11 protein-coding genes are annotated in these 12,696 nt (G+C 47.3%); all 11 read right to left on the bottom strand.

What is annotated here, in order from left to right:
• Window positions 1-19: 19 nt before the first annotated feature.
• Window positions 20-484, bottom strand: coding sequence for a dUTP diphosphatase (dut, locus tag NC238_04800; protein ID MCM1565273.1), 465 nt, complete (start codon window positions 482-484; stop codon window positions 20-22).
• A gap of 41 nt (window positions 485-525) precedes the next feature.
• Window positions 526-1,794 carry an insulinase family protein gene (locus NC238_04795; GenBank protein ID MCM1565272.1) on the bottom strand — a complete coding sequence of 423 codons (1,269 nt, stop codon included), beginning with the start codon at window positions 1,792-1,794 and terminating at the stop codon, window positions 526-528.
• Window positions 1,795-1,835: 41 nt separating this feature from the next.
• Window positions 1,836-3,044, bottom strand: a complete 1,209-nt coding sequence (locus tag NC238_04790) for a D-alanyl-D-alanine carboxypeptidase (GenBank protein ID MCM1565271.1) — start codon at window positions 3,042-3,044, stop codon at window positions 1,836-1,838.
• Between the two features lie 13 nt (window positions 3,045-3,057).
• A complete protein-coding gene (locus NC238_04785; GenBank protein MCM1565270.1) occupies window positions 3,058-3,813 on the bottom strand; it encodes a polysaccharide deacetylase family protein in 756 nt (251 codons plus the stop codon).
• 397 nt (window positions 3,814-4,210) lie between these two features.
• Window positions 4,211-6,349, bottom strand: coding sequence for a polyribonucleotide nucleotidyltransferase (locus NC238_04780; GenBank protein MCM1565269.1), 2,139 nt, complete (start codon window positions 6,347-6,349; stop codon window positions 4,211-4,213).
• Between the two features lie 218 nt (window positions 6,350-6,567).
• Window positions 6,568-6,834 carry a 30S ribosomal protein S15 gene (rpsO, locus tag NC238_04775; GenBank protein ID MCM1565268.1) on the bottom strand — a complete coding sequence of 89 codons (267 nt, stop codon included), beginning with the start codon at window positions 6,832-6,834 and terminating at the stop codon, window positions 6,568-6,570.
• A 95-nt stretch (window positions 6,835-6,929) separates the two neighbouring features.
• Window positions 6,930-7,874 (bottom strand): bifunctional riboflavin kinase/FAD synthetase, encoded by a 945-nt coding sequence (locus NC238_04770; protein ID MCM1565267.1) that lies wholly within the window; start codon window positions 7,872-7,874, stop codon window positions 6,930-6,932.
• A 34-nt stretch (window positions 7,875-7,908) separates the two neighbouring features.
• Entirely contained in the window at window positions 7,909-8,793 is an 885-nt protein-coding gene (gene truB / locus NC238_04765) for a tRNA pseudouridine(55) synthase TruB (GenBank protein MCM1565266.1), read from the bottom strand.
• Window positions 8,777-9,772 (bottom strand): bifunctional oligoribonuclease/PAP phosphatase NrnA, encoded by a 996-nt coding sequence (locus tag NC238_04760; GenBank protein MCM1565265.1) that lies wholly within the window; start codon window positions 9,770-9,772, stop codon window positions 8,777-8,779. The genes truB and NC238_04760 overlap by 17 nt, the downstream gene beginning before the upstream one ends.
• Entirely contained in the window at window positions 9,753-10,127 is a 375-nt protein-coding gene (gene rbfA / locus NC238_04755; GenBank protein MCM1565264.1) for a 30S ribosome-binding factor RbfA, read from the bottom strand. The genes NC238_04760 and rbfA overlap by 20 nt, the downstream gene beginning before the upstream one ends.
• 22 nt (window positions 10,128-10,149) lie before the next feature.
• On the bottom strand, window positions 10,150-12,285 hold the full coding sequence (gene infB / locus NC238_04750; protein MCM1565263.1) for a translation initiation factor IF-2: 2,136 nt from the start codon (window positions 12,283-12,285) through the stop codon (window positions 10,150-10,152).
• Window positions 12,286-12,696 lie beyond the last annotated feature (411 nt).

Here is a 12,696-nt window from a genome sequence, read left to right as displayed (position 1 = left end):
AATCAGCTTAACTGACTTTCTATAAGCCAGTCGATCCAAATCCACCTTCGCCCCTAAGCGTGTCACCCAGATCGTCAACCTCTGTAAAAATGGCCCGGCAAACAGGCATAAACGCAATCTGGGCAATGCGATCACCATTGCTGACGACAACGTCTTCATTTCCGAGATTGATCATCAGTACTTTGATTTCTCCTCGGAAATCCGAATCAATCACACCAACCCCGTTGCTTAAAGCAAGCCCTTTTTTATCTGCCAGACCGCTGCGTGCAAACACAAATGCTGCCACCTGCGGGTCTGGCAGCTCTATGGCTATTCCGGTAGGAACACGGACCCTTTCCCCTGGCCTCACAACCATGTCCTGGTCCAGGGAAGCAAACAGGTCTGCGCCTGCGGCTCCTGTCGTTGCATAAAAAGGTACATTGGATCTATCCGCATCTCCGTCCGAAATCTTCTTTATCTTGACTCGGATCCTCTCTTCCAGCATCGTTTTCCTCTTCCTCCTCATTTTTCTTTGCCTTTATTGCATCACATTTCCGCAAAAGCTTCCTCAATCATCCTGTCGAAATCTGTATTATAATCCTTTTGTCCCAACGTGAGGATGCTGATTTTGTCTTTCTGCCAGAGACGCTCCATCACTCTCGTGACATCGGCCGTGGTGACCTTTTCCAGTTTTTCAACTGCCTCTTCCGGTGTTTTTACTTCACCAAAAGACAGCTCTGTTTTGCCGAGTCTGCTCATTCTGCTGCTGACAGATTCCAGTCCCAGATAAAGGTTGCCCTTGATCTGGGCTTTTGTTTTCATGAGCTCCTCTTCAGTTAATCCTTCTTTTTTTAATTTATTCAATTCATCGAGGATACATTTGATGACTTCATCCGTATTCCCAGGGCTCGTGCCTGCATACACCGCAAACAGACCGATATCGACATAGGTGGAGTGATAGGAATAGACGGAATAAGCCAGGCCTCTCTGTTCCCTGATTTCCTGAAAAAGACGTGAACTAAGCCCTCCACCTAGGATGCTGTTGATCACATGCATCACATAGATATCCTCATGATCCTGTCCGAGCCCCGGCACCCCCACGATCAGGTGCATCTGCTCGGTATCCTTGCCAATCGCTTTTCTGAAGGTCGTCCCTTGAGGGTTTTCCTTGATGGAATCTGTTCTTTGTCTCTGGAATTCACCGAACATGGCCAGCTGGCGGATGATATCCTCATGCTTAATCTTTCCGGCTACCGCAATGACGACCTGGTCCGGTGTATAGCGTGTCTCCAGGTAATGAGAAACCTTTTCGCTGCTTAAATCGTGTATGGTTTCTTCCATACCAAGGATGGGTTTGCCCAGTGGGTCTTTATGCCAGACATACTGGGAAAAGAGATCATGGATCAGCTCATCCGGAGAATCCTGATACATTTTAATTTCTTCAATGACAACATTTTTTTCTTTATCCATCTCCTTCGGATCAAAAAGAGAGTTAAAAAACATATCACTTAAGACATCAATCGCCAGTGAGAGGTCCTCATCAAGTACTTTGGCATAATAACAAGTAAGCTCCTTGGTCGTAAACGCATTAATCTGGCCGCCGACTGCTTCCAGAGATTCTGCGAGCTGACGGGCACTCCGTTTTCCGGTTCCTTTGAAAAACATATGTTCAATGAAATGAGAAATACCTTCATACCCTTCCGTTTCGTTGCGAGATCCTGTTCCGACCCAGATCCCAATTGCCACGGAACGGACATAATCGATCTCTTCGGTGATGATTCGAACTCCGTTAGGCAATACGTGTTTTCGATGCAATGATCTTCCCCCTTAAGCACTTTGATAACGCTCTATTTAGTTTATCCTTTCTTAGCAAAGAAATCCAGTAAATCGTCCACAAAGATTCGGACTCTTCCGGGAAGATTACCTGGGTTTTCCCCATCATGCTGTGCCAGGAGCGGTACTTCTTTAAGAAGCTTGTCCTCTGCATAAATTTGATAATAACCCAGAATTTCTCCTTCTTTAATTGGATAGTCAATTTCCGTCCTTCGGTTTATCTGCATTTTAAGGCCTTTGATCGTGTCTTTTTCAAGACAGAGCCGGATATCTTCGCCTAGAACCAGAGGAATTTCCGTATCTGAAATCGGAAAGTTGCCTGCAACGTCCCCTTTTTTTCCGATTTCAATGATTCCGGTATAATCAAAGCCCCATTGCAGAAGTCTTTGGGCATCTCCGAAACGATCCGGGGCATTCAGCACAACGCAGATCAGTCTCCGTCCGTCTTTACTGGCTGAAGCGACTAGGCATTTCCCAGCTGCGTTGGTCGTTCCCGTTTTTACACCGTCCGCCAAAGGGTAATTCCACAGAAGTTTATTGGTGTTTTTGGCATTTTGAGACTTACGCGGTTCCTCAAAGTTAATAACTGAATATTTTTGGCTTACGATTTCGGCAAATTGAGGGTTATTCATCGCATATCTGGTGATGAGAGCCAGGTCAAACGCCGTGGAATAATGATTTGGATCGGGAAGACCGTTTGGATTGACAAAGTTTGTGTTATAAGCGCCCAGCGAGGCTGCTTTCTGATTCATCAGCCGGATGAACTCATCCTGGCTTCCCGCGGTATTTTCAGCGAGCGCGACACACGCATCATTGCCGGAGCTTAAGAGCGCCCCTTCCAGCAATTCTCCAATCTTAATCTTGTCTCCCTTGTCCAGATAGATAGAAGATTCCCCAACATTGCCGGCTTTCTCACTGACCGTGGTTATCTCCTCAGGTTCTGTCAGCTCCAGAGCCAGGATTGCAGTCATAATCTTGGTGGTGCTGGCGGGCGGCCGTTGGACATTCCCATCTCTGTCATATAGCAGCTCTCCTGTTTCCGCATCAAGCAGCACTGCCGAATGCGCTGTTACATATGGAAGCGTCCACTTTCCGCTGGATAAATTGGACGTCTCTACGATCATTTCTCCGGATAACCTGGTATTTTGGGCATATAGAGGACTGCCTGCTGTCAGTATCATGGTCAGCAGACTCAGAATTATGCCCAAGAATTTTTTTTTCAATTGTACCACCCCTTCATTTTGCTCAAGGAGTAGTATTTCCTGTTAATCCGTTTGTTATTAATTTTTCTATTGTTACAAAACTGAATCCTTCACTTTTTAAACCGGCTAAGATATTGGGTAACGCTTTGACGGTATTTTCCTTGGGATGCATCAGCACAATCGCACCCTTTTTCTCCGGTTTTACGCCATATCGTATTTTAGGTTCCAAAATTCTCTGGGTAATCAGTTCCGGAGTGCTCTCCGGCTTCCAGTCAATGGTATCCAGCGTCCAGAGGATGGTCGTATAGCCCAGCTCATCTGCTGCCTGAAGTCCGTTTTTTCCTTTTTCCCCATATGGAGGGGCATAGTATATTGTTTTGCACCCGGTCGCTTCTTTAATTATGTTTTCCGTCTTGCTTAACTCTTCTTTATTTTGAACCACAGTCAGGTTGTCCGGATGCGAATGGGAATAACCGTGATTCCCAAGCAAATGGCCTTTTGCTGCAATCTGCTGAATGAGTTCGGGATGTTTGGCGGCCCATTTGCCCGTCACAAAAAAAGTTGCCTTGGCCTGATAACGGTCAAGGGTATCCAGTATTTCCGGGATATACGCTTCCCCCCAGTCGACATTAATGGTAAGCGCAATCATTTTATTATCTGTCTGAACCTGATCGACCGGAACAGGTAAATTCGGGTTGCTGACTCCAACGACTCGGCTTTGCATCAAGGTAAGACCGATAAACACAACCAGCAGGGTAATTGCTTTAAACTTGATCTTAGTCAGAGGAAAAAATGACATCTGCATCCCCTCCCCTACATTAATATGACGATGAGAAGTAATACAGACGTCATTCTATATTGACTATTAAATACTTATTTGAGGCGGGTCTCCATAACGCATAACCGCTTTCGGCTATTGTGCCATCCATGGCACAAAAAGCCGCACTCCGCATCGTGCTCCACTTGACGCTGGCTATGCATTACGGAGACACTAATTTCAAGTATCATAACGTATTAGAGTATGGATGCGATGCCATATTTAACGTCTCGCGTATTCTCCAAATTTATCTGTGCAAGGCTACACTGCCCAAGAATAGAAAAAAGACGCCTCAATTATATGATGAGACGCCTTCTGTGAGCTGAGTTTAGTTAGCTCCATTAATTAATGATTGCAGGCCTAAGCTCGCAAAAATTCCTTATTCTTTTGCTCCCTGGCTCTGTCCCATTGCTTCTTTACGGGACAAGTTCAGTCTGCCCTGCTTGTCAATGCCGGTAGCCTTGACGATGATCTCGTCGCCGAGTTTGACGACATCTTCTACTTTGTTCACGCGGTTCACATCGAGCTGGGAGATATGCACAAGACCGTCTTTTCCCGGAAGTCCAAGCACACCTGGAATGACTTCGACAAAGGCGCCAAAATCCATGATCCGGACAACTTTGCCTTTGTAGATCTTCCCGACTTCAATGTCCTGCGTCAAAGAGCGAATAATCTCAGCTGCCTTGTCTCCGGCTTCACCGTCAACCGCAGCAATAAATACCTGTCCGTCATCTTCGATATCGATTTTGACCTTGGTTTCTTCCACGATCTTCTTAATGATCTTGCCGCCTGGTCCGATGACATCTCTGATTTTGTCAGGATGAATGGTAAAGGTAATAATCCGCGGTGCAAACGGCGAGAGATTCGGTCTGGACTGTGGCAGGACCTGCAGCATTTTATCCAGGATGAACATCCTGCCGGCCTTGGCCTGAGCCAGAGCCTGAGCGAGGATCTCACGATTGACGCCTTTGATCTTGATATCCATCTGCAGTGCTGTAATGCCCTCGGCAGTACCGGCTACTTTAAAGTCCATATCACCGTCGTGGTCTTCCAAACCCTGAATATCGGTAAGAATCGCAAAATGGTCTTCTTCTTTGATCAATCCCATCGCAATCCCAGCTACCGGGGCCTTAATCGGAACCCCAGCATCCATTAGCGCGAGTGTGCTGCCGCAGACGGAAGCCATGGAGCTCGATCCGTTGGATTCCAATACTTCGGAAACCAGACGCAGCGTATACGGGAATTCACTTTCCGGAGGAATCATCGGCAACAGGGCACGTTCAGCCAAAGCGCCGTGACCAATCTCACGTCTGCCCGGTCCCCTGTTCGGACGGACTTCGCCGACACTGAAGGCCGGGAAATTATAATGATGCATATAACGTTTGGAATCTTCCAATCCCAAACCGTCAATGATCTGCTCATCACCGGCAGCTCCTAATGTCGCAACCGTGAGTACCTGTGTCTGTCCGCGCGTAAACAGACCGGTGCCGTGTGTTCTCGGCAGACGTCCGACTTCAATCGTAATCGGTCTGATCTCATCCAAAGCACGGCCATCAGGTCTGATATGTTCGTGGGTAATCAGCTTGCGGATAATTTTATGGGTCAGGTCATCCAATATTTTCGTAACTAATTTTAAGTTCTCAGAAAATTCCTCGGCAAAAACTTCGAGCGCGTCTGCTTTGACCTTGTCGACAGCTTCCTGGCGGGCCAGTTTTTCTTCAATACGGATAGCCTGATCGAGCTTATCATAACCCCAGGCCAGGACCTTGTCGGATATCTCCGCAGGGATCTCGACCGGAGTGACTTCTCTTTTGGCTTTGGCAAGTCCCACTTCCAGGGCTGCTTCCCTGTATCTCTCAATAAATTCCGCTATCTTTTTAATTTCTTCGTGCGCAAACATGATCGCTTCGAGCATCTGATCCTCGGGAACTTCCTTGGCACCAGCCTCGACCATCATAATCGCATCTTTGGTTCCAGCAACAGTCAGCTGCATTTTGCTGATTTCCGCCTGGGCTACCGTCGGGTTAACGACAAACTCGCCATCGACAAGCCCGACAACCACGGCGGCAATAGGACCCAGAAAAGGAATATCGGAAATCGTGAGCGCAGCCGAAACTGCGTTGATAGCCGTTACGTCCGGTGCACAGTCCTGATCGACGGACATGACCATCGCACTGATCTGTACATCGTTGCGGTAACCGTCCGGGAAAAGCGGACGGACCGGTCTGTCTATCAGTCTTGACGACAATATGGACTTCTCACTAGGTCTGCCTTCTCTTTTAATGAATCCACCGGGAATCTTTCCTACGGCATAAAAACGTTCTTCCAAATCAACAGTCAAAGGAAAAAAGTCGATCCCTTCCCGTGGTTTAGAACTGGTCGTTGCAAATGCAGATATGACTGTGTCTCCATATCTGGCATAAATTGCCCCACCGGCTTGACGACCTATGATACCGGTTTCAAACGACAGGTTTCTGCCTCCAACCTGTAGCGAGCGTTCCAAGACTTCTTGAGTCACTTTGGAAACCTCCTTAAATACGCTTCTTTTATTCACAATTTTTTATATCCGGAATGTGTTCGACATATTATTTATTATTTCCTGCACCCGAACAAAAAAAACAATCCGGACAATTTTTCTTAAGATAAATACCCTAATACATAAATACAAAGAGCGCTGAACACGCTCCTGTAAATATCGACATATAAATTGAATAACCAAAATATTTTCGATGGTTTTTAGTGACGTAAGCCAAGTTCTGTTACTACTGTGCGGTAACGGTTAAAATCGGATTTCTTGAGGTAGTTCAGCATTGCACGGCGTTGTCCAATCAATTTGAAAAGACCCCGGCGGGAATGATGATCTTTCTTATGGGTCTTGAAGTGTTCTGTCAACTCATTGATTCTTGTAGTGAGAAGAGCGATCTGAACCTCGGGTGAACCTGTGTCTCCTTCATGCTGCTGAAACTTCGCAATGATATCCTTCTTTTTCTCCGGTGTAAGCATTGGTTCTGCACCTCCATATTTTTTAAGCGCCTGCTGCCAAGTAAGACGGTGGTGATTCGTCGAACCCAGTCAGCGGTTACTTTTGTCATTTTAACTTATTCCATAAATTTTGTAAAGTTTTGTTTTTGCAGCTTTTGTTTTGCCTCTTCCATGTCTTTGCCGAGTTGCTCTGTGATTTCCTTGACTCCGCTGAATTTTTTCTCAGCGCGCAGTCTGACCTGAATATCTATAAATAAGTCCTTCCGATATAAATCTCCGTGAAAATCAAAAAAATGAATCTCAATGGTCTTCTCCTGGCCGGTTTTAAAGGTCGGTACAATCCCGATGTTCATCATCCCGCCGTAGATCCTGCCGTCAATTTTTGCAGTAACAGCATACACACCATTTTTCGGGATTAGCAAGTCCTCATGCGTCTCTATGTTGGCTGTCGGAAATCCAATATCCCTACCCCGCCCGTCACCGTGAACCACCGTTCCGATAATCGTAGGTGCGCGTCCCATCATGGCCTTGGCCAAATCGATATCCCCATTCAGAAGTGCACGTCTGATTTCGGTCGAAGAGATCACTCTGTCGTCAAGCATCTGGGCTTGGACAACACTTACCCCAAAATTGTAAGTTTCACCAAACTTTTCAAGGTCGCCAGGTTTTCCTTTGCCATGACAGCCGAAGGAGTAGTTGAAGCCAACGGTAACATGAACGGCCCCGATCTTCAGCAGAATATTTTCAACGAATTCCTGTGGTGTTGTCTCGGCAAATTCCGGAGAGAAAGGCAATAAGAACACTTTGTCTACGCCAAATTTTTCAAATAGCATGATTTTCTCATCCTTGCCGGTAATCAATTCCAGTTTTCTATCTGGATGAAGTACTTTCAGCGGATGGGGATCAAAAAGCAAAACTGAAAACAATGTCTTCAGTGAACGTGCTTTCTCCAAACCGTGCTTCAACAGCTCCTGATGTCCTAGGTGTATACCGTCAAAATTCCCCAGAGCAAGCACAGTCGGCTCAAATTTGTGTCCCGGAATCAAAGTGCAAACTTCCAAAAACCTTTACCCCCTAGTACCTTGTTAACCTTTGCTAACCCATGACCTTATTGGGGCATAAACATCCGTTTTCCCAATTCCCTATACCAATAAAACGTCCCTCACAAAATACCTGAACAGGAAGCTGTTCCCCGTACACTTCAGCATCAACAAGATCCCCTCCGGTAGAAAGCCCGTTTCGGAAAGCGGCAAGCCGATAGGCCGGTATACTTGCCTTTGGCAGTGTGAGTCCCCATTCCGGAGCCAGGAGCATGTGTTCATCGCCGTCGGCAAGCGCCTGGTCAATCTCTTCCAGTGTGTAGGTGGAATCCAGCGTAAACTTGCCTGCGCTTAATCTGAGCAAAAAGGACATATGTGCACCGCAACCCAGGGCAGCGCCAATATCGTGACATAAAGTGCGTATATACGTTCCTTTGGAGCATTCCACATCAAATAAAACTCTTGGAAATGTCTCTTCATGCCATTCCACCAGATCCAGCCGCTTGATCTCAACCTGTCTTTTTTCTCTTGCAACATCGATCCCCTGGCGGGCATATTCGTACAGATGCCTGCCATTCTTTCTGACAGCGGAATACATGGGCGGTTCCTGTTCAATGACACCAAGAAAATTCTCCAGTTTATTTGCAAATTGCGCTCGTGATACTATAGGAACAATCCTCGATAGTTCCTGTCCGAAAGCATCCTGCGTATCTGTCGTGATTCCGAGTGTAATCTCAGCTCTATAACTTTTCCCCTGGTCGCTGTGGTATTCTGCCAGCCGCGTTGCCTTGCCAAGGCAAATCGGAAGCACCCCGGCAGCTCCGGGATCCAGCGTCCCAATATGGCCTGCCTTGCCGGCTTTTGTTTTTCGAAGCAGCCACCTAACAACGTCTGTGGAGGTCATGCCAACAGGTTTTAAAACATTAATGATCCCGTCCAACGTTCAGGGCCTCCTCAAGTGCGGATACAATCATTTGCCTGGCTTGACCCATTGTTCCATTAATAGAACAGCCTGATGCCCGCCGGTGTCCGCCTCCGCCGAACCGGCTCGCAACTTGATTTACATCAAGCCAGGTATTGGACCGGAAACTGACTTTGATTTCATCCGGGGCAATTTCTTTTAACAGCGCAGCAGCTTCCACCTTTTCGATATTGCGTGCATAGTTCACTAAGCCTTCACTCAAGCTCTCATCTGCACCTGTTTCTTCAAAGTCTTCTCTGGTCAGAACAATGACAGCCATCGTTCCCTGCTGATGAAGTTCCAGGTTCGTCAGCGCTTTTTGCAGCAGTTTGGTCTGAGCCAGGCTTTTCTGTTCAAACAGTATATTGTTGATCTGAACAAGATCAAGGCCTGTTTTGAGTAATTCCGCAGCAATCCTGAAGCTTTCGACTGTGGTATTACTGTAGCTGAACCTGCCTGTATCCGTGATAATCGCAGTATAGAGATTCTCTGCAATTTCCTTGGTCATGGAAACTCCCATTTCACCCAGCAGGTGAAAAATCATTTCACCTGTGGCGGCTGCACCGGCGTCAATCCAATTAACCGTACCAAAACCGTTATTGGAAATATGATGATCAATGTTAATCACCGTTTTTCCCTGAAGAAACTCCGGGCAAAGATCGTTGTACGCCCTTTCCGCTTCAGCGCAGTCAATAAAAATAAGGGTTTCTGGAAACTCTTCCGGAGGCAGAACAGAACATATCTTGTCCACACCCGGAAGAAACTTCAAATTTACCGGCAGAAACCCAGGATTATAATAACATATTTTTTTGTTCAAACCTTCTAAGGCAATCCCCAAAGCAAGCATTGAACCTATGCAGTCCCCATCCGGGGATATATGCGTAAGCAGTGCAGCCTCGGAGATTGTATCCAATTTTTTGGCCAGTTCTGAGATCACCTTATTCGTCGTCTTGTCCATAGCTGGATTCACCTTTCGCGCCAACCTCACGAAGCAGCTTGGAAATATGGGCGCCATGTTCAATAGACTGATCATACTTGAAAGTGATCTCGGGAAAATAGCGCAGGCTGATGATTTTACCCAGTTCGCTGCGCAGATATCCGGATGCCTTATTTAAAACATCCAAACTGCTTTTCATTTCTTCTTCTGTTCCCAATACGCTGACGAATATTTTGGCATGCCGTAAATCGTCAGCTACCTCCACATCCGTGACGGTCACGAATCCAAGCCGCGGGTCTTTAATATTCTCCCGGATCATCTGTGCCACTTCTGCTTTGATCGATTCTGCCAGGCGAAAAGCCCTGTGTTTAGCCATTCAGAAAACCTCCAATGCTGGTCTAGAGCTCTCTTTTAACTTCCTCCATCGTAAAGGCTTCCAAGATATCTCCTTCTTTAAGATCATTGAAGTTCTTTAAGCCAATCCCGCATTCGTATCCTTCCGCAACTTCCTTGGCATCATCCTTGAAACGTCTCAGAGATTCCAGGTCTCCCTCGTGAACGACAATTCCATCTCTGATTACCCTGATCTTATCCGACCTATGAATCTTGCCGTCGGTTATATAGCTTCCAGCAACAGTTCCAGCCTTTGGCACCTTGAAAATCTGACGGACTTCCGCTTTACCCTGTATGACTTCCTTGAAGGTAGGTTCGAGCAGGCCCTCCATCGCTGCCTTAATGTCATCAATCGCATCATAGATGACTCTGTACATCCTGATGTCCACACCCTGAAGTTCTGCTGTCGATTTTGTGTTGGAATCATGTCTGACATTAAAGCCAATAATGATCGCATTGGAAGCAGCAGCGAGCATCACGTCGGATTCACTGATCGCACCGACTCCGCCGTGAATGATGTTTACACGTACTTCCGAGGTCGTCAGCTTGGCCAGAGACTGCTTAATAGCTTCGACAGAGCCCTGAACGTCAGCTTTAATAATGATATTCAAATCTTTGACTTCGCCTTCTTTGATCTTATCGAAAAGATCATCAAGGCTAATCCTGGATTTTTGTTTAACTTCTTCCGCTTTTTTCTCATCCATTCTGGCTTCGGTAACGCTGCGGGCGAGTTTCTCATCGTTAACAACGTTGAAGATTTCTCCCGCCGGCGGAACTTCAGACAATCCCTGAACCTCCACAGGCATGGAAGGTCCCGCTTTTTTTACTCTGCGGCCTTTGTCGTCAACCATCCCCCTGATCCTACCAAAAGAATGCCCGGCAACAATAATGTCACCGATATTCAGCGTACCTTTGGATACCAGGACAGTTGCTACAGGCCCCTTGCCTTTATCGAGCTTCGCTTCAATAACGGTTCCGGTTGCCTTCCGGTTCGGATTAGCTTTCAGATCTTTCATCTCTGCAACAAGCAGGACCATTTCCAGCAGAGTGTCAATGTTGAGTCTAGCTTTGGCTGAGACCGGTACCGTGATCGTATCCCCGCCCCATTCTTCAACAACTAAGCCGTACTCAGTCAATTCCTGTTTGACACGGTCCGGATTGGCATTTTCTTTATCAATTTTATTGATAGCAACAATGATGGGTACATTGGCCGCTTTGGCATGGTTGATCGCTTCCACGGTCTGGGGCATGACACCATCATCCGCAGCAACAACCAGTATGGCAATATCTGTGACCTGGGCCCCTCTCGCTCTCATGGCTGTAAAAGCCTCGTGACCAGGAGTATCCAGGAAAGTAATTTTTTGATTTTTAATTTCTACCTGATAAGCACCGATATGCTGCGTAATCCCGCCAGCTTCGGATGCGGTGACATTGGCGGAACGAATCGCATCGAGCAAAGATGTTTTTCCGTGGTCGACGTGGCCCATGACCGTGACAACCGGAGGACGGAATTTGAGCGTGGACGCATCATCTTCTACTTCCTCAATGACTGCCATGGATTTTTCGGCTCTAACCTCAAGCGTCATGCCCATTTCAGTAGCGACAATCGTTGCTGTATCAGCATCAATTTCCTGATTGATGGTCGCCATAACACCAAGCTTCATTAATTCCTTGATGACTTCTCCGGCTTTGCGGCTCATTCTGAGCGCCAGTTCCTGAACTGACAAGGACTCAGGAATAATAATATGCTTGGGAACCACTTCTTTAACCATCTTATTGAGTTGGTTCCGGTTTGGTTGACTCCGGTCATTTTTTCTTAAGATGGAAGAAAAATCTTTTTCATCATTGCGCCGTTTATCAAATAAAAACTCTTTATTCTCGTGGGCTTTCTTTTTCTCCGGTGGCTGGCGTTTTACCGGCTGCTCGGCGACAGTAAGCTCAACGGATTTTCCTTCGATCTTGATCCTCTGAGTTTGAGGGGCTTTTTTATCTGCTCCCGGACGCTGTCCCTGGGAAGGTCTTCTTCCGGTGTCGGAGAACGGACGTCCGCCGCCCTGCGGTCTCCGGTCATCACCTGCAGGACGCTGTGATGGACGAAAATCGCCCTGCGGTCTCGGCGCATACGGCCGGTCTCCGCTCATCGGCGGTCTTGGTCCTGGTGGTCTTTGACCCTGTGGTCTGAATTCACCCGGCGGTCTTTGACCCGGCGGTCTGAATTCACCCGGTGGTCTTTGACCCTGCGGTCTGAATTCACCTGGCGGTCTTTGGCCCTGCGGTCTGAATTCACCTGGCGGTCTTTGACCCTGCGGTCTGAATTCACCTGGTGGTCTTTGACCCTGCGGTCTGAATTCACCCGGCGGTCTTTGGCCCTGCGGTCTCATCTCACCTGGCGGTCTTTGACCCTGCGGTCTCATCTCACCTGGCGGTCTTTGACCCGGCGGTCTCATCTCGCCTGGCGGTCTTTGACCCTGCGGTCTGAATTCACCTGGTGGTCTTTGACCCTGCGGTCTGAATTCACCCGGCGGTCTTTGGCCCTGCGGTCTCATCTCACC

This window comes from Dehalobacter sp., from assembly GCA_023667845.1.
Classification (GTDB): domain Bacteria; phylum Bacillota; class Desulfitobacteriia; order Desulfitobacteriales; family Syntrophobotulaceae; genus Dehalobacter.
This window is presented reverse-complemented; position numbering and strand designations above follow the sequence as displayed.